We start from the raw sequence: 19,055 nt of genomic DNA on the forward strand, positions 1-19,055 counted from the left end.
TTTTTATGAATCATAAATATAAATCTTTAAGTTCAAAAAAGGCATAAAAAAACCATCAGCTAAATTGATGGTTACGTTTTATACGCTATAAAATGAATCTTTACATAATCGTAGCCCGGTGCTCCTGTCTGTATTCTGAAGCACTTTTGCCTGTATATTGCTTAAATGATTTACTGAAATGACTGAAGTTATTAAATCCGCTTTCATAACAAACCTCATTTATACTAATAGGTTTTTCTGCCAAAAGCTTAGAGGCATGAACCAAACGGTATTCATTTACGAATTCGGTAAAGGTTTTATTGGATATTTTTTTAAAATAACGACAAAAAGATGGTGTAGTCATACTCACCAGTTTCGAAATCTCATCTACAGAAATAGGCTCCTGAAAATGATCTTTTACATAACTAAACACAACATTCATCCTGTCATTGTCCGGCACCTGCATTTCCATCAGGAATCCGTCTGCATTTAAAATGGTATATTCTTCGGAAGAAGCCAGATCCTTTAAAATACTTAAAAGAGTCAGAAAACGCTCAAACGGAGATTTGTTTTCCATCAGCTCCATCCTGGTCCCGATTAACTTTTTTGTTTCTCCTCCAAATGCAATTCCGGCTTTAGCCTGTTCGAGCAGTTTTTGAATTTTTTTCATTTCAGGAATGCCAAAAAAGTCATTTCCCAAAAAATCAGGTTTAAAATGAATTACGGTTTCATCTTTATTACCTGTCTTTTCGTTTGTAAAACCACAATGCGGCAAGTTTGAACCTATCAGAATCAGCGAACCATTGGTATAATAAGAAATATGACTTCCTATCTGCCTCTTCCCTGCACCGCCATTTACAAAGACAATTTCAATTTCGGGATGGTAATGCAGTAGGTGCGATTTACTATTTGTCTTGTGCGCATGTTTGGTATAGGTAAAAGAACTTCCGTATGAGTTTGATATTATTTCAAGAGCTGGGGCTATTGGTTTCATTTCTCAAAGATTAAATAATAAAAACAAAATTAACAAAAATACCTAAAATAATTCAAATTTTAACCTACAACGCTTTCGTAAATAAGAATATAGCATTGAAATCTCCTGACCTTATTAAGCAGAATATTTTACACCTAAAGTAATTCAGCATCAAATAATTATACTATTAATTTAAAAACTAAAGTATAAAAAAGATTTTAAATTACCTTGACCTTTATATTGCAAAAGAGAATGAAAAGCTAATTAGTTTTTAGTGTGAAACAATTGAATAAATAATGACACAATAATAATTGAAGATTTAATTGTTTTTGAGAACAAAAGTCAAAAATAAATAAGTCATATAATCAAAATCATTTTATCAGTTTTCGATTGAATAGTAGTAATACACGCAAAAAGATTTTATTCTCAAATTATCCTCATTTTCTACTTTTTCAATAGTTTTCCTTAATGAAACACTCTTAAAACGGCATCTAATTTCATTTTCACAAATAAGAGAAAAGATGAAAATTATTACAACCTTATTTTTTTCTTACAAAATTTACGATATAGCAATAATTAAACCTATTTATATTTCATATTCGCAGTTAATCAAGAAACATTAAAAAATAATAACCATTTAAGCCAAAACACCAAGAATAATTCAAATTTTAACATATAACGGTTTCGTAAATGAGAATATAGCATATAAATCAGAAAACACAGTTGTGCATTCTGCTACTCTCTTGAAGTAATTTAGCAGTATAGAAATCAGAACAATAATTTAAAATTATATATCATGAAAAAGATAGTTAAATTAAGTGTAGTAGCAGCATTACTTTTCGCAGGAACAAGTACTTATGCAATTGATGGTAAAGATTACGTTCTTCATGTAATTAAAGAAAACGGTAAAGAAATTACTTTTGGATTAAACAATACTACAAAAGCATACTTATCAATTTATGATGCAAATGGGAATTTGATCTATTCTGAAAAAGCTTCCGGAAAACACGGAATCTTAAGAACTTTCAGCTTTGAAGAATTTCCGGAAGGAACTTATTTCTTAGAAATAGAAGATAATGTAAAAATAACAAAACACGAAATTACGATTACTAATAATACTACAGTATTATCAGCAAAAGCAATTTCTTCAGTATATAAAGCAGGATTTTCTGCAGAAAATACAAGCGTAGCAGTACGCTAGAAAAGTTTATACTTTCATAAAGTATAAAAATGAGGTTAGATAGTTAGTAAAGTTTAAAACTTAACGGTTTTTGAAACAGCTCTTGGTGGTTCTTGAGCTGTTTTTTTTGTTTAATAATTAGATAGGGATATCCAGAAGCAAATCATTTTACAGCCCTGTAATTGCTTTTTAAAATTTTTTAAATAAACATCAAATTAACATTATCGATGTAAATAATTTAAATTTTAACCTATAACGGTTTCGTAAATGAGAATACAGCACATATATCAGAAAATACAGTTGTGCACTTTAATACATTGTTGGAGTAATTTAGCAGTATAAAATCAGAACAATAATTTAAAAAATATAAGTCATGAAAAACATCTTAAAATTAAGCTTAGTAGTAGCGGTACTTTTCTCAGGAATAAGTAGTTATGCAATTGATGGAAATGATTACATCCTTCATGTTATCAAAGAAAATGGTAATGAAATCACCTTTGGATTAAACAGGGTAACTGAAGCAAAATTAGTAATCTATGACCAGGACGGAACTGTACTTTATTCTGAAAATGCTTCAGGTAAAGATGGAATCTTAAAAAGAATGACCTTTGAAGGTTTTCCAGAAGGAACTTATATCTTAAAAATAGAAGATAGTGTAAAAACAACAAAACATGAAATAATTGTTTCTTATAATAAAGTAGCTTTATCATCAAAAGCCATTTCAACAGTTTACAAAGACAATTCTTCTGTTAAAAATACAAGCGTAGCAGTACGCTAAAAAAGTTTATACTTTTCATAGAGTATAAAAATGAGGTTAGATAGTTAGTAAAGTTTAAAACTTAACGGTTTTTGAAACAGCTCTTGGTGGTTCTTGAGCTGTTTTTTTTTATTTCTTTTTTTCAGTGATAATTCAAAGAAATAGACTGATTTTAGCACCTGTACCTCATTCCAAAATATTATTAAATAATCATCAAATTAACATTAACGCAATAAATAATTTATATTTTAACCTATAACGGTTTCGTAAATGAGAATACAGCATATATATCAGAAAACACAGCAATACATTTAATTGATTTGTTGAAGTAATTTAGCAGTATAAAATTAGAACAATAATTTAAAAAAATAAGGCCATGAAAAAGACATTAAAATTAAGTGTAATCGCAGCAGTACTTTTTTCAGGAATCAGTACATATGCAATTGACGGAAGTGAAGGTGGAACTCTTCACGTAATTAAAGGAAATGGTAATAAAGTTACTTTTGGATTAAATAATATCACAAAAGCAAACTTATCTATTTATGACGATGAGGGAAATCTTATCTATTCTGAAAGAGCTTCAGGTAAAGAAGGCATATTAAAAACTTTCAGCTTCGAGGAATTCCCTTCAGGAACCTATTTTCTAAAAGTTGAAGACAACGTAAAAACTACAACGCACGAAATTATCATTAAAGGCAATATTGCCGTATTATCACCAAAACCGGTTTCATCAGTTTACAAAACAGGATCTTCTGCCAAAAGCAATGTAGCAGCTAAATAATTAAAACCTAATAGTTTTAAAAAACAGCTCCGGACGGGCTGTTTTTTTTTGTTCTCTATTTCAAATAAAGCTATCTGCAACCATTCTTAATTTATGAAGAAAATTACGATACATCGATAATACAATTGCTGTATAACAGATATTTTAAATATGATCAAAACATTAAAAAAAAGTAACCAAATTAACATTAAGAGCAATAATAATTCAAATTTTAACCTATAACGGTTTCGTAAATGAGAATATAGCACATATATAAGAAAATACAGTTGTGCATTTTACTGATATGTTGAAGTAATTTAGCAGTATAAAATTCGAACAAACAATTTAAAAAATATAATCATGAAAAATATCTTAAAATTAAGTTTAGTAGCAGCCTTACTTTTTGTGGGTATCAATACTTATGCAATTGGCGGTAATGATGATTTTGCCCTTTACGTAATTAAAGGAAATGGTAAAGAAGTGACTTTTGGATTAAACAACGTTACAAAAGCGAATTTATCTATTTATGACCAGGACGGAAACCTGATTTATTCTGAAAAAGCTACAGGTAAAAACGGAATCTTAAAAACTTTCAGCTTTGAAGAATTTCCTGAAGGAACTTATTTTTTAGAAGTTGAAGATGGTGTAAAAACAATAAAACATGAAATTACGATTAGAGATAATGCAACTGTATTATCAGCAAAAGCACTTTCAACAGTTTACAAAGAGAAATCTTCTGATAAAAATACAAGCGTAGCAATACGATAAAAAGTTTATGCTTTCATATAAGTATAAAAATGAGGTTAGATAGTTAGTAAAGTTTAAAACTTAACGGTTTTTAAAACAGCTCCTGGTGGTTCTCGAGCTGTTTTTTTTATTTAAGATTTTACTTTCGAAACCAAAAAAGCCAAGACCATTTAACAAAACAATACCTATAACACCTAAAGTATTAAATGTTAAAACATTAGAAAAAATTTAAAAAAATAAAACCAAAAGCTCAAAAAAATCGTAAGTATAGCAAGAAAACACAGAAATACTTTTAAATCAACAACTTAGTGTTAATAAAAATTAAATAAAAAATTTTGATATAAGAGAACTATTTGTAGTTTTGTCAATACCACGAAAAAGAAAATTAAGATTAAAAATTAAAAAAAAAGATGAAACAAATTTTAAGACTGAGCTTGGTTGTAGCTGTATTTTTAACAACATTAAGTACGTATGCAGGTAATGAAAAAGGAGATTATATCTTGTATATAAAAACCGGAAATGGAAAAGTAGTGAGCTTTACATTAAACGCTGACGAAACATCAAATTTTTCCATCCTTGACGAAAAACAAAATTTACTTTACACGGGAGAATTTTCTGCCAACGAATTAGAAGTTTCAAAAACCTTAAGCCTTGAAACTTATCCTGCCGGGACTTATTATTTAAAAGTTTTAGAAAACAACAAAGTGGTAAATCATAAAATTACGGTTTCTGCAAAAAAATCAAAAGCAATTGCGTTAGACCAATCAGTAAACGAAAGTCCTGCCTTTCGTCGTTAATTTTATTTTGCCCCTGTAGAAAACAGCCCATCCCCAAGGGCTGTTTTTTTATTCTGTTTTTTTTAAACAAGATCCAATTTTTACCAATTTCCAAAAAAGATCAGTTTCTGATGTAATCGCTACTTTTCGGGATTCTTTATAAAAAGAACAATGTGCAAAAGCATAAACATAATCCAAAAGTTCTACAGCTGTGAAGTTTTGCCTGAATTCTGAACGTAATTCGCTGCTGTTGGCAAAACAAACATTTCCCGCTTCTTTTTCACCCGAAAACAGCAAACCTAAACGATCTGAGAATAACTTTACTATTTTGTTATTTAGTATAACCGATTCAACTGATTCCTCAAAAAAATCTGCAATAGTAAAATAACTTCCGTTGATATCCTGCAAAATTTTTGAAACAATATTTTCTAAATCAATGTGATCCGAAAGCTGAGGAATATTCTCCTCTGCGCTTAAAGCCTTAATTTTATTGCAATATTCATGGATATTCATAACGATGCTATTTGAATATAAAACTATGTTATTAATAAAGAAAGTTAATGTATCGCTTAAATACATAAAATTGAAAAGACAGCTTTTGGGCTGTCTTTTTATATATAAACTTTTTAAAAATATTATCTACCTTTAAGTAATTTCTCTAAATATTCAATTTTATCTTTTTCCGCCTGAAGCAAACGTTCGTAAAGGTTTTTATTTTCTTCTACAGTTTCCATTAACTTATCTAACGGATTGAAAGTACACGTATTATAATGATTAAAATTATTGTCTGAATCATTGAAAGTATTAAAATAATTAATCACACCTTCTTCAGAAAAATTCTTAATGGCTTCAACCGTTACGCCAAGGGCTTTTGCCACTTCGATAAGCCTTTGTTCATCAATGGTTTCACTGTTTTCTAAAGCCGAAACCGCTTGTTGGTTTGTTCCTAAAGCTTGTGCCAAAGCTTCCTGTTTCATGTCACGAAGTTCACGAATGCGGCTTATTTTTCGCCCTATATGATTTGGTTTTGTAAGTGTGCTCATAATTCAAAGATAACAATTAAGTTCAATAACCCGAAAAATGTAAAAAACATATTTGTCGCCGTACCATACGGCAAAAAATGATTTGATACCGTGTAATCTATTTCTTTCTTGCGGTGTGTAACAAAAATACAGTTTTTCTGATAATAACAAATTCTAAAAGTCTAAATTCTAAAACGATTCACACTCAAAAACCAACGAAATGGAAACCACTGAAATTAGAAATTTAGAAGTTCTCAAAAAATTAGCCTCCCGGTCTTTTCAAACACTAAAACCGGCTGCTGACAACTCAAAAGCCTACATTGCTCAAATTAAGGTTTCTAATTATGTCGAACTCGGCGGCTTAATTACCGACCTGATAAAATTATGCATTTTGGCACTGGATCCGGAAATACCTAAAATTGCTGATAAAAACAATGAACCTGTTAATGTGGGACTTATTTTAGAAACCGTACTTCAACTGTTTCCCTTGGAGGAAATGGAGTTTTTGAGTGATGTTGGGGAGGTTGTTGGTAAAGATCGAGTTCTTCAAAAATAACCACAATATTATCATTTCGACGGAGGAGAAATCTTCACGAGAAATTCTACAAAGATGGGCGACATTCTGTACGGAGCTACTTACGCAGATTTCTCCTTACGTCGAAATGACAAATTGGAGAGGATAAACTTGTGTTCATGATTGGCTTGCTTGCGTTAGCATAAGTTTTATCTAAGCTAATTTAACTGGAAACATATTTTCTAAATGCTTTCACCATTTGAAAAATCATTACACCTAAAAATATTCGATGCAGTAAATCAAAAAAATAAATCCAACCATTACTAACATTATCTCCATAAGTAACCTTCATTTGTCTAATTGGATTAAAAAGTTGCCAAAGAACATTTAACTCCGATAAAAAGGCTTGCCATGTATTTTTAAGATCTTCAGGACAAAATGCAAATTCGTACGAAATCTTATCAGAGAGGTATGGAACTAGTATTATATAAAGAAAAAAAGTAACAACAAATACAATTTTTACTGGTTTTTCCCAATTAAGACCATAATCATTTGCCTGACTTACAGACATTATAATTCTATCTGCCCAATCGTACTTTACTGAATTCTTCTGTTCATCTCTAAAAGCAGACAACTCTTTTGCCTGAAAAACCAAACTATCGATCTGATTTCCATTATTCTTTAAAGCATGTTTAATTTGACGATAAATTTCTCTTTTGGCTTTAAATTGTTGTTCCTTGGTTTGATTCCCATCTCCAATTTCCAAAACCTTATCTTCAAACCAGATGTTACTTGTTGGTTTAATCTTATCCAAAGTTATATTATCAACTCTAATTTTAATAAAAGTATTAAACGCAAATTCATTAAATTTTGTAGAGCCTAAATCACAATCTATTAAATTAAAAGTAGAATCGCCATAACCTATACATTTGTCAAAACTTATATCGCTATAATTAGTAAAATCATTGATAACAAAAAATCTAAAAGACATTCTCTTAAATAGCAATTTAAGATTTTGATTGATACCTGTTATATATGTTTTATCTACTTTCCAACCTTCAAATTTTAAAACACCCTTTAATTCTGGACTAATTATTATATCTAGTTTATCTAATTCTTCACTAAGCCCTCTAAATTCAAAACCTTCGACAAAATTTGTACTAGATATATAAATTTCTTTAAGATAAGTTTTTAATCCTTGCTTTGATAAATCTCTATTTTCTAATTCACCTTTTTTATGAAAAAAATCACGATAAATCGTCATTTTTTTTATTCTGCTACTTTCAACATTAAATCTACCTTTAAATATATTTTCATTTGAAGATAAACTAAATTTACACTCAACATTCCAAAACGTAATCAAATCATTAAATTCATTATTCATTAAAGAAACATCACCCATTAAAGATTCAACTCTTACCGATTTATTAAAAACAGAATGAGACAAATTTAATCCAAAATGAGAATTACTAATATCTAAATATGAAACGATAGATTTTCCAATTCTAAATCCTCCATTATTAACGAATGTTTTATATGTTGAAATTTTTTCTACAACGCAATCACCCAATATATTTACACTCCTATCAAAATAACAATCTTGTTCAAAAGATATTAAGCTTGATTTACAATTTTTAAAAGAAACACTAGAATTACTACTATTTTCTTGAATACTGTAATTAGTTGACTTTACATTGTGAAAAACAATACCCTTCTTAAACTCACAATTTTCAAATGAAAGTCCCGAGTTAATTTCCGCATTTACAATAATAACTCTCTCATTGAAAATTATATTTGTAAACTCCCTGTAGTTCCAATTTATGATTGTATTATCAATATTTACTTCAAATATTATTACATAGTTATTCCTAAGAGTATCATTCTGTAAAAACAAATAAAATTCTGTTTCTGTAATAATTGTTGCTGACATTTTCAATCTTATTAATTATTTGAGCTAATATATTAAAACTAGTACTACAAAGTTGAGTAAATCCGTAAATAGAAAAATTAAATCAAAAAACCTCCCATTCGCATGAGAGGTTTTCCATAAATCTATAAAAAACAAAATCATTACATATTCCTTCTATACTGCCCACCAACTTCAAACAACGCCGAAGTAATCTGACCCAAAGAACAAACCTTTGTAGCTTCCATTAAGTGGTCGAATAAGTTTTCGTTTTTAATAGCGGCTTGCTGTAACGTATTTAAATGCTCGTTTACTTTTGCTTCGTGAAATTGATGTAAATTATCCAGCATCGTAATTTGATATTGTTTTTCTTCTTCGGTGGCGCGAATTACCTCAGCCGGAATAACTGTTGGCGATCCTTTTGAACTCAGGAATGTGTTTACACCCACAATTGGGAAATCTCCGTTGTGTTTTAAAGTTTCGTAATACAAACTTTCTTCCTGAATTTTAGATCTTTGGTACATGGTTTCCATTGCACCCAAAACTCCACCTCTTTCCGTAATTCTGTCGAATTCCTGAAGAACAGCAGCTTCAACTAAATCAGTTAATTCTTCGATGATGAACGAACCTTGAATTGGGTTTTCGTTTTTCGCCAAACCTAATTCTTTATTGATAATCAGCTGAATGGCCATCGCACGACGAACCGATTCTTCTGTTGGCGTTGTAATCGCTTCGTCGTAAGCGTTGGTGTGCAATGAATTACAGTTATCGTAAATCGCATACAGAGCTTGTAACGTTGTTCTGATATCATTGAAATCAATTTCCTGTGCGTGTAAAGAACGTCCAGAAGTCTGAATATGATATTTTAGCATTTGGGCTCTTTCGTTGGCTCCGTATTTCAGTTTCATGGCTTTTGCCCAAATCTTACGCGCCACACGTCCAATAACCGAATATTCCGGATCTACTCCGTTAGAGAAGAAGAACGATAAGTTTGGTCCAAAATCGTTGATGTTCATGCCACGGCTCAAATAATATTCCACGTAAGTGAAACCATTTGAAAGCGTAAACGCCAATTGCGTAATTGGGTTCGCTCCTGCCTCGGCAATATGATATCCTGAAATCGAAACCGAATAGAAATTACGAACGTTTTTAGTAATAAAATATTCCTGAACGTCTCCCATTAAACGCAGCGCAAATTCAGTTGAAAAAATACAGGTATTCTGTGCCTGATCTTCTTTTAAAATATCGGCCTGAACCGTTCCACGAACTTGAGATAAGGTTTTTACTTTTATTTCGTTATAAACCTCCAAAGGCAAAACCTGATCTCCCGTTATGCCCAAAAGCATTAATCCTAAACCGTTGTTTCCTGACGGAAGTTCACCTTGGTATTTTGGTCTTTCGATTCCTTTGGCTGCATATAATTTGTTGATTTTAGCTTCAACTTCTTTTTCTAAACCATTTTCTTTAATGTAAATCTCACATTGCTGATCGATTGCAGCATTCATAAAGAAACCTAAAAGCATTGGCGCAGGTCCGTTGATGGTCATACTTACCGAAGTCAAAGCATGAACCAAATCGAAACCTGAATATAATTTTTTAGCATCGTCTAAACAGCATATAGAAACTCCAGCATTTCCAATTTTTCCGTAAATATCCGGACGTAAATCCGGGTCATTTCCGTATAAAGTCACACTGTCAAAAGCTGTTGAAAGACGTTTTGCAGGCATTCCCGCGCTTACATAATGAAAACGTTTGTTGGTTCTTTCTGGTCCGCCCTCGCCCGCAAACATTCTTGACGGATCTTCGCCTTCTCGTTTAAACGGATATAATCCAGAAGCGAAAGGAAATTCTCCAGGAACATTTTCCTGTAAATTCCAACGCAAAATATCACCCCAAGCTTCGTATTTAGGCAAAGCAATTTTTGGGATTTGTAAATGCGATAAACTTTCAGAATGTGTTGCAATATTAATTTCTTTATCACGAACTTTAAAACTATAAACTGGATTTTTGTATTTCGCTACTTTATCAGCCCAATTCAGGATAATTTCCCAATTGTACGGATCTAAGTCCATTTTTACTTTATCAAATTGATTCAGTAAAAGGTTTAAGAAGATTCTGTTTTCGTCGTGTTCTGCGATCCCGCCTGGTAAAACAGTAGCATCGTCAATTCCAGCTTTTGTAATTTGAGGCACTTTTCCAGAAACCGATTCTATGGTTTTAAAAATTCCGTATAATTTTTGAGCCACTTTTTGCTGTGCAATTGCAGTTTCATCATAATTTCTATTATTCTCGGCAATTTCAGATAAGTAACGTGTTCTTCCTGGCGGAATTACGAATATCTTTTCGCTCATTTCTTTAGTGATTTCAAAAGTCGATTTCAAGTCAGAATCCGTTTTTTCTGCCACTTTATCCATGATCGATTTATACAACGTGTTCATTCCCGGATCGTTGAACTGCGAAGCAATAGTTCCGAAAACCGGCATTTCGTCCGGATTTTTATCCCAAAGATTATGATTGCGCTGGTATTGTTTTTTTACATCACGCAGCGCATCAAGCGCACCGCGTTTATCAAATTTGTTTAAAGCTACTAAATCGGCAAAATCAAGCATGTCGATTTTCTCCAATTGGGTTGCAGCTCCAAATTCTGGTGTCATTACATATAAAGAAACATCAGAATGATCCATGATTTCGGTATCAGATTGTCCGATTCCTGAAGTTTCCAAAATAATCAAATCGTATTTTGCTGCCTTCAAAACCTGAATCGCTTCGGCTACATATTTAGACAAAGCCAAATTGGACTGACGTGTCGCCAGCGAACGCATATAAACTCTAGGATTATTTATAGCATTCATACGGATCCTGTCTCCTAAAAGCGCTCCTCCCGTTTTTCTTTTCGAAGGATCGACAGAAACCAATCCGATTGTTTTTTCTGGGAAATCAATTAAAAAACGACGCACCAATTCGTCAACCAAAGATGATTTTCCTGCTCCACCCGTTCCTGTTATTCCTAAAACTGGAATTTTAGAATTGGTATTACTTTCGTGAATTTGATCAAAAACAGGTTTTGCTATTTCTGGGAAATTCTCTGCTGCCGAAATTAATCTTGCAATTGCTGTTGGCATTTTGCTTTCGATATGATCGATTTCTCCGTTTAGTTTATCTCCGATCGGAAAATCAGCACGTTCAACCAAATCATTAATCATTCCCTGAAGTCCTAAAGAACGGCCGTCGTCAGGAGAATAAATTCTTGTAATTCCATATTCATGCAATTCTTCGATTTCGTCTGGCAGAATAACGCCGCCTCCACCTCCGAAGATTTTGATGTGTCCTGCTCCTTTCTCACGAAGCAGATCATACATATATTTAAAGTATTCATTGTGTCCTCCCTGATAAGATGTCATAGCGATTGCATTCGCATCTTCTTGGATCGCAGTGTTTACAACTTCTTCAACACTGCGGTCATGCCCTAAATGGATTACTTCAACACCAGTTGACTGAATAATACGGCGCATAATATTGATTGCTGCATCATGACCGTCAAAAAGCGAAGCGGCTGTTACAATTCTTACTTTATTTTTAGGAATATATGTTTTTTGTTGTTCCATTTTGCGAATATGATAATTTTATAGTGCAATTTACAAAATATTTCATCAATTCAACTAAACGATAGTTTTATGTTAACAAAAAACAATTACTTTTTAGGCATACAAAATCCGTATCATCCAAAATATATTTTAAACAATAAATAAAATATTGATTTTAAGCTGATTAATTCATTAGTAAACTAAATGAGGTTTTTAAGCTTATTTGTTTAAGATTAAAAACTCTTTTTGATTTTTGATAAAAATTCATGTGTTACTCCCAAATAAGAAGACAAATTTTTATTGTTTATTTTTTGAGTTTTTTGCGGGTATTTATTTACAAACTCAATATAGCGTTGTTTTGAGGTTTTATTTAAAACATCAACCAATCGTTCCTGTATGGCGATATTTGCCCTTTCAACCATTAAAATATGAAATTGAATCAATTTTGGAACCTCTTTAAATAAAAGCATTTTATTGGATTTGTTAATTACTAATATCTCACTATCTTCAATCGCTTTTATGTTATATTTAGTCAATTTATGATAATAAAAACTTTCCAGGTCGCATATCCATTCGTTTTCAAATGAAAAGAAAATGACAGTTTCTGTTCCGTTTTCATTCAAAATATAAGTCTTAAATGCCCCGTTCAGAATAAAACCTTCGTAGGAATTATTAGAGTCCTGAATTTGCAAAAACTCATTCTTTTTTAATTTAATAAATTCTGTTTTATCCAATATTAATTTCCACTCTTCGTCTGTAAGAGTAATTTTTCTTTCAATATTCTGCCTTAGTTCTTCGTACATACTTTTAATTATTTCTTAATTAAAATTTCTAAAATTCTAAAATTTGGGAGTGAATTTAAATAATGTAATCGATTACGCAAAAATATAAAAATTATATTATACTCAGAATAATTATGTAAAAAAAATCAAATATTCAAATTAATTACAAAATAATTGAACAAGTTCAATATTTGTGTAGGATTTAATCAACATCTTTGCATTACTATAAAATGTAGTAATAACCAAACAAAAAACCATTATGAATTTTAAAACCAAATTTGCGATTTCGCTATTTGCGATTACCTTGAGTTTTGCAGCTTGTAACACAGATGATGATCAAAATGCTGACAACGCTGTCCTAAGTACCCAGGAAACAGTTTCTGCTTCAACTTCAAAAGTTGGGGTTTGCTCTGAAGTACCGGGATGGGCTTCTCAAAACGGAAGCACAACCGGAGGGGGCACATCTGCAGAGACAGCGGTAACCACTTATGCACAATTGAAATCGGCTATTGAAAACACTTCTGTAAAAGTGATCAAAGTATCCGGAACAATTACAGTTTCTGCAAGATTATCGTTTCAAAACCAAACCGGAAAAACAATTTACGGTACAAGTGGTGCAAGGCTGGTTTCAACAAATCAGACTAAGGATGGTTCCGGGATCATTTATATTAAAGGCTGTAAAAACATCATTATCAGAAACCTGATTTTTGAAGGACCCGGAGCTTATGACACAGATGGCTGGGACAACGCCACTCTGGACAACTGTCAGAATGTATGGGTGGATCATTGTGAATTCAGAGACGGTGTTGACGGAAACTTTGATATTAAAAACCAATCTGATTACATAACAGTTTCGTATTCAAAATTCACCTACCTTAAAGCTCCAAGAGCAGGTGGTTCAGGTGGTTCAGATGACCACAGATATTCTAACTTAATTGGTTCAAGCGATGGGGCTACTGCAGATCGTGGCAAATTAAGAATCACATTTGCACGTTGCTGGTGGGCTAGCGGATGTAAAGAAAGAATGCCTAGAGTTCGATTTGGAAAAGTACATATTGTCAACAGTTATTTCAACAGTTCTGTTAGCAACAAATGTATTGCCGCAGGTTTTGAAGCTAATATAAACGTTGAAGACAATGTGTTTGAAAACGTAAAAAACCCAATTGACCTAATGACTGGTTTTACTGCTGTAACTGTAAATTCCGGAAATGTTTTCACTAATACAACTGGTACTAAAACAGGACAAAACACCGCTTTTACACCTCCTTATAACATTGTAAAAATTGCTGCGTCTGCTGTTAAATCTGATGTTTCTGCCAATGCCGGAGCAACATTTTCAGGCAACATTTGCGGTTCATTCTAAGTTATAAAAAATTGTTCGATAAAAGCTATCCGGATTGGGTAGCTTTTTTGTTTTTATCAATATTATGAAGAAGTTTTATGAAACTAAAATTTCTAAATTAGCCCCGATAGAAACGATATCCCGCGCTTTTTTCTGCGCGGAATTTAGTGGACAGCGGGACAAAAGTTAATTATGAAACAAAATGTTTGTGCTCCTGAAATAAAATTTTGGCTTTGTTTTTGAATAAGTAGTATTTTTGAAACTTAATAAAACCCCATTTAATGAAAAAGATATTACTTCTTGCCGTAGCATTTTCTCTTAATTCCTGTGCACAGGTACAACAAACTTTAAATCAGTTGCCACAAATATCTTCGCAAATCCCGGGAGTTGGCGGTGTAGATATCGCTTCAGGCTTAAAAGAAGCTTTAAACAAAGGAATTACACAGCAGGTGAGCAAACTAACCGCTGTTGATGGTTTTTATAAGAATGAAGCAGTAAAAATTCTTATGCCTGCAGAATTGCAAAAAGTGGATGCTACTTTACGCAAAGTGGGACTTAGCTCATTGGCTGATGAAGGTATCAAAATGCTGAACCGCGCTGCAGAAGACGCAGTGAAAGAAGCTACTCCTATCTTTGTTTCGGCAGTAAAAAACATGACTTTTACTGATGCCAAAAATATTCTATTAGGCAATGACAGCGCTGCTACAAATTATCTACAAGGTAGCACTAGTACTGCTCTTTATGCCAAATTTAATCCGGTAATTAAAAGTTCTTTTGAAAAAGTAGGCGCCGATGCTGTATGGACAAAAATCATCAATAAATACAATACCATTCCGCTAGTAAAAAAAGTAAATCCGGATCTTACTGATTACACTACGAATCAGGCTTTAGCAGGCGTCTTTAAAATGATTGCCGTGGAAGAAAAGGAAATCCGCAACAACATAAGTGCAAGAACTACTCCGTTGTTAAAAAGTGTTTTTGCTATGCAGGACAAAAAATAAGCCTTTAACCGATTAACCAAAAATTATAATGCAAAAAATAACTATTCTGATTCACTGTAAGGATCAAAAAGGAATTATTGCTGCAGTAACAGCTTTTATTGCAAAAGTAGAAGGAAATATTACCTATATCGATCAGCATGTTGATACAGAACAAAATGTATTTTTTATGCGATTAGAATGTGACTTAACAAACCACAATATCAGTATTGAAGCCATAAAAGACGATTTTAACCAAACCATTGCGGCAGATTTTGATATGTCCTGGGATTTGTACAATCAGGAGCAGAAACCTAAAATGGCCTTGTTTGTTTCTAAATATGATCACTGTTTGTTTGATATTTTAGGACGTTACAGTGCCGGTGAGCTAAATATTCAAATTCCGGTAATCATCAGCAACCATAATGATTTAAGATCGATTGCAGAACGTTTTGATATTCCGTTTCACTGTGTTCCTTTTACCAAAGACAATAAAGAAGAAGGTGAAGCCAAACAAATTGAACTGCTAAAAAAATACCAGATTAATTTTATTGTGCTTGCACGTTATATGCAGATCATTACACCTGGTTTGATTTCGCTTTACGAAAATAAAATCATTAATATCCACCATTCGTTTTTGCCTGCTTTTCCTGGTGCAAAGCCGTACCATTCTGCATTTAAAAGAGGAGTAAAAATTATTGGTGCCACAAGTCATTATGTTACAGAAGAGTTAGACGAAGGTCCGATTATTGAGCAGGATATTTCACGTGTTTCTCATATCCATTCTGTTGAGGACTTTATTATGAAAGGAAGAGATTTGGAACGAATTGTTCTAGCACGAGCCATAAAGCTGCATGCTGAACGTAAAACAATGGTTTACAGCAACAAAACGGTTGTTTTTTCTTAATACACCTAAGATTTATAAAATTAAATAAGCCGTTTCAAATAATTGAACGGCTTATTTTATATGATAATATTAAAAAACTATTTTCCTTTTCTTCTTTTGCGTTCTGCTTTAATCATCGACAATTCGCGGCTCGTTTGCCCTGCCACTGAAGTATTTTCTTCAGCGCGACGAATCAGGTACGGCATCACGTCTTTTACAGGTCCGAAAGGCAGATATTTTGCAACATTATAACCATTCTCCGCCAGATTATAACTGATGTTATCGCTCATTCCGTATAATTGTCCAAACCAAATTCTGTTATCACTTTTTGAAATTCCTTTTTGTTGCATCAATTCCATTAGTTTATACGAACTCAATTCATTGTGGGTTCCAGCAAAAATTGACATTTTATCAAGATGTTCCAACATATAAAGTACTGCTGCATCATAATTTTCATCTGTAGCTTCTTTAGAAACACAAATTGGCGAAACATATCCCTTTTCCTCTGCCCTCTTATTTTCTTTTTCCATATAAGCACCCCGAACCAGTTTCATTCCAATATAAAATGCTTCGTTTTTAGCAACTTCATGCAGCTTTTTCAAATAATCCAAACGATCCCAACGGTACATTTGTAACGTATTGAAGACTATTGCCTTTTCTCTATTGTATTTTCGCATCATTTCAGTTACCAGATCATCAGCTGCATCCTGCATCCAGCTTTCTTCTCCATCAATTAATAATGCTACATCTTTTTTATGTGCTTCGCTGCATACCTGGTCAAAACGAGCTACAACTCTATTCCACTCTTCTTGTTCAGCAGCATTTAAAGTTTGTTTTTCGCCTAATTTCTCATACAATTCAAAACGTCCTAAACCTGTTGGCTTAAATACTGCAAACGGTATCGCAAGGCGTTCTTTTGCAAATTCAATAGTTTTTAATGTCATTTCTAAAGCGGCATCAAATTGTGCTTCTTCTTCTTTTCCTTCAACTGAATAATCTAATACAGATGAAACCCCTTTGGTAAACATTTTATCCACTACAGTTAAACAGTCGTGTTCATTTACACCGCCACAAAAATGATCGAATACAGTGGCACGAATCAAACCTTCTACCGGAAGATGCGCTTTAATAGCAAAATTCGTAACCGCTGTCCCTATCCTAACCAAAGGTTCGCTGTCAATCATTTTAAAAAGAAAGTAAGCCCTATCAAGTTCTGTATCGCTTTTTAACGAAAAGGCAACCTGAGTATTGTCGAATATTTTTTCCATTAAGTTTAGTTTTGAGGCAAAGATAAAGAGTGTTTTGAATATTATTTAACAAAACAATTATATTTTTAAAAAATTATAACACAACAACTACAGATATAAATATCATGCCTTTATTAATCCATTATTAAGGAATAAGCAAAAAACTCAACCAAATATTTTTGCAGTATCGCCAATCAGAAATTTTACCTGAATTAATATGAAAGCTTATTTTTTAAACAAATTAGACTCAGGTTTTGAATATTATTTAGTTTAAAATGCCTTATTTTGCGGATTCAATTAACCAAAAAATTATGCAATCCATTCAAGCAAATAATTATTTCGTACACTTTAACCAAAATGCATACGAAGTTTTAAACAACCATTTAAAAGAGAATAAATACTCTATTATTTTTATTATTGTTGATGACAAAACAAATGAGCATTGTTTGCCTAAATTTTTGCCTTTATTAGAAACCGATTTGACAATTGAAATTATAGAATTTGAATCTGGAGAAGCCAATAAAAATATAGAAACCTGTATTGAAGTATGGAATGTACTCACAGAATTAGGTGCAGACAGAAAATCCCTTGTTATTAATCTTGGCGGAGGTGTTGTGACAGATTTAGGCGGTTTTGTGGCTTCTACATTTAAACGCGGAGTAAATTTTATCAATATTCCAACCACTTTATTATCTATGGTAGATGCATCTGTTGGAGGAAAAACCGGAGTTGATTTAGGAAATCTTAAAAATCAGATTGGTGTAATTAATGTACCTCAAATGGTTTTGATTGACACACAGTATCTTGAAACTTTACCACAAAGCGAAATGCGTTCCGGTCTGGCAGAAATGCTCAAACACGGTCTTATCTATGATGCTGCATATTGGAGACAATTTTTAGATTTACAATCCATAGATTACGCAGATTTTGATGAACTGATTTATCGCTCTATTGAAATCAAAAATGAAATCGTAATTCAGGATCCAACTGAGAAAAACATTCGTAAAGCATTAAATTTTGGCCATACTTTAGGACATGCTATCGAAGGTTACTTTTTAGAAAGCGAATATAAAACAACATTGCTTCATGGTGAAGCCATTGCTGTGGGAATGATTCTGGAAAGTTATATTTCATTACATAAAAACCTCATTTCAGCTGAAGAATATGCCGAAATCAAAACAGCAATTAAAGGTATTTATGATGATATAAAATTTGAAGAAGAAGACATCGAGCCGATACTAGAATTACTTATCCACGACAAAAAAAATGAGTACGGTTTAATTCAGTTTGCACTTATTGAAGGCATCGGAAAGATAAAAATTAATCAATCTGTTGAAAATAAATTAATTCTGGATGCGTTTCAGGATTATAAGTCTTAAACTTTTTTTAAGTAAAAGCGTTGCATTAGGTATATATTATTTTTTACATTTGCCACAATGAAAACAAACAACAGACAAAGACATTTCAGCTCTTACCGAAACCGCCTCAACAGTTCTTTATTAAGGATGTTGAACCGTTTTTACAATAGCAAAAGTCCGTTTTGTCTGGACGTTTTTTTATGTTCAAAGGCAGAGCACGAAAAACTGGAAATTGTATTTGCCAATATCAGGGTTTGAATTAAGA

18 protein-coding genes are annotated in these 19,055 nt (G+C 32.3%); 11 read left to right on the top strand and 7 right to left on the bottom strand.

Features of this window, described 5'->3' with window-relative positions:
• Window positions 1-100: 100 nt before the first annotated feature.
• Entirely contained in the window at window positions 101-973 is an 873-nt protein-coding gene (locus K8B81_RS17650) for an AraC family transcriptional regulator (RefSeq protein ID WP_223682873.1), read from the bottom strand.
• A gap of 775 nt (window positions 974-1,748) precedes the next feature.
• On the opposite strand from K8B81_RS17650, the gene K8B81_RS17655 reads away from it, so the two are divergent.
• The 5 genes from K8B81_RS17655 (at window position 1,749) to K8B81_RS17675 (ending at window position 5,193) form a co-directional block, all read left to right on the top strand.
• Window positions 1,749-2,153, top strand: coding sequence for a T9SS type A sorting domain-containing protein (locus K8B81_RS17655; protein ID WP_223682874.1), 405 nt, complete (start codon window positions 1,749-1,751; stop codon window positions 2,151-2,153).
• Between the two features lie 352 nt (window positions 2,154-2,505).
• Window positions 2,506-2,910: a T9SS type A sorting domain-containing protein gene (locus K8B81_RS17660; RefSeq protein ID WP_223682875.1), complete on the top strand. Its 405-nt coding sequence runs from the start codon at window positions 2,506-2,508 to the stop codon at window positions 2,908-2,910.
• 355 nt (window positions 2,911-3,265) lie between these two features.
• Entirely contained in the window at window positions 3,266-3,670 is a 405-nt protein-coding gene (locus tag K8B81_RS17665; protein ID WP_223682876.1) for a T9SS type A sorting domain-containing protein, read from the top strand.
• A 339-nt stretch (window positions 3,671-4,009) separates the two neighbouring features.
• Window positions 4,010-4,417: a T9SS type A sorting domain-containing protein gene (locus K8B81_RS17670; protein ID WP_223682877.1), complete on the top strand. Its 408-nt coding sequence runs from the start codon at window positions 4,010-4,012 to the stop codon at window positions 4,415-4,417.
• A 389-nt stretch (window positions 4,418-4,806) separates the two neighbouring features.
• Window positions 4,807-5,193, top strand: a complete 387-nt coding sequence (locus tag K8B81_RS17675; protein WP_223682878.1) for a secretion protein — start codon at window positions 4,807-4,809, stop codon at window positions 5,191-5,193.
• Window positions 5,194-5,241: 48 nt separating this feature from the next.
• Here K8B81_RS17675 and K8B81_RS17680 read toward each other — a convergent pair whose 3' ends face one another.
• Both K8B81_RS17680 and K8B81_RS17685 read right to left on the bottom strand, forming a co-directional pair.
• A complete protein-coding gene (locus K8B81_RS17680) occupies window positions 5,242-5,685 on the bottom strand; it encodes a hypothetical protein (RefSeq protein WP_223682879.1) in 444 nt (147 codons plus the stop codon).
• A 122-nt stretch (window positions 5,686-5,807) separates the two neighbouring features.
• Window positions 5,808-6,215: a helix-turn-helix domain-containing protein gene (locus tag K8B81_RS17685; protein ID WP_223682880.1), complete on the bottom strand. Its 408-nt coding sequence runs from the start codon at window positions 6,213-6,215 to the stop codon at window positions 5,808-5,810.
• A gap of 199 nt (window positions 6,216-6,414) precedes the next feature.
• On the opposite strand from K8B81_RS17685, the gene K8B81_RS17690 reads away from it, so the two are divergent.
• Window positions 6,415-6,750: a hypothetical protein gene (locus K8B81_RS17690; protein ID WP_223682881.1), complete on the top strand. Its 336-nt coding sequence runs from the start codon at window positions 6,415-6,417 to the stop codon at window positions 6,748-6,750.
• Window positions 6,751-6,931: 181 nt separating this feature from the next.
• Here K8B81_RS17690 and K8B81_RS17695 read toward each other — a convergent pair whose 3' ends face one another.
• The 3 genes from K8B81_RS17695 to K8B81_RS17705 form a co-directional block, all read right to left on the bottom strand.
• Window positions 6,932-8,638: a hypothetical protein gene (locus K8B81_RS17695; protein WP_223682882.1), complete on the bottom strand. Its 1,707-nt coding sequence runs from the start codon at window positions 8,636-8,638 to the stop codon at window positions 6,932-6,934.
• A gap of 140 nt (window positions 8,639-8,778) precedes the next feature.
• Window positions 8,779-12,219 (bottom strand): methylmalonyl-CoA mutase family protein, encoded by a 3,441-nt coding sequence (locus tag K8B81_RS17700; RefSeq protein ID WP_223682883.1) that lies wholly within the window; start codon window positions 12,217-12,219, stop codon window positions 8,779-8,781.
• A 212-nt stretch (window positions 12,220-12,431) separates the two neighbouring features.
• Entirely contained in the window at window positions 12,432-13,001 is a 570-nt protein-coding gene (locus K8B81_RS17705; protein WP_223682884.1) for a Crp/Fnr family transcriptional regulator, read from the bottom strand.
• A 238-nt stretch (window positions 13,002-13,239) separates the two neighbouring features.
• Here K8B81_RS17705 and K8B81_RS17710 point away from each other — a divergent pair, with 238 nt between their 5' ends.
• The 3 genes from K8B81_RS17710 (at window position 13,240) to purU (ending at window position 16,206) form a co-directional block, all read left to right on the top strand.
• Window positions 13,240-14,343, top strand: coding sequence for a pectate lyase family protein (locus K8B81_RS17710; RefSeq protein WP_223682885.1), 1,104 nt, complete (start codon window positions 13,240-13,242; stop codon window positions 14,341-14,343).
• Between the two features lie 260 nt (window positions 14,344-14,603).
• Window positions 14,604-15,323, top strand: a complete 720-nt coding sequence (locus tag K8B81_RS17715; RefSeq protein ID WP_223682886.1) for a DUF4197 domain-containing protein — start codon at window positions 14,604-14,606, stop codon at window positions 15,321-15,323.
• Between the two features lie 28 nt (window positions 15,324-15,351).
• Window positions 15,352-16,206, top strand: coding sequence for a formyltetrahydrofolate deformylase (gene purU / locus K8B81_RS17720; RefSeq protein ID WP_223682887.1), 855 nt, complete (start codon window positions 15,352-15,354; stop codon window positions 16,204-16,206).
• Between the two features lie 77 nt (window positions 16,207-16,283).
• On the opposite strand, the gene K8B81_RS17725 is transcribed toward purU, so the two are convergent.
• On the bottom strand, window positions 16,284-17,453 hold the full coding sequence (locus K8B81_RS17725) for a proline dehydrogenase family protein (RefSeq protein ID WP_223682888.1): 1,170 nt from the start codon (window positions 17,451-17,453) through the stop codon (window positions 16,284-16,286).
• A gap of 290 nt (window positions 17,454-17,743) precedes the next feature.
• Between K8B81_RS17725 and aroB the strand changes: the two genes are divergently transcribed.
• Together aroB and K8B81_RS17735 are read left to right on the top strand one after the other, a co-directional pair.
• Entirely contained in the window at window positions 17,744-18,811 is a 1,068-nt protein-coding gene (gene aroB, locus K8B81_RS17730; protein ID WP_223682889.1) for a 3-dehydroquinate synthase, read from the top strand.
• 57 nt (window positions 18,812-18,868) lie between these two features.
• On the top strand, window positions 18,869-19,048 hold the full coding sequence (locus K8B81_RS17735) for a hypothetical protein (RefSeq protein WP_223682890.1): 180 nt from the start codon (window positions 18,869-18,871) through the stop codon (window positions 19,046-19,048).
• Window positions 19,049-19,055 lie beyond the last annotated feature (7 nt).

The sequence above is a fragment of the Flavobacterium hibisci genome, assembly GCF_020026925.1.
Taxonomy (GTDB): Bacteria; Bacteroidota; Bacteroidia; order Flavobacteriales; family Flavobacteriaceae; genus Flavobacterium; species Flavobacterium hibisci.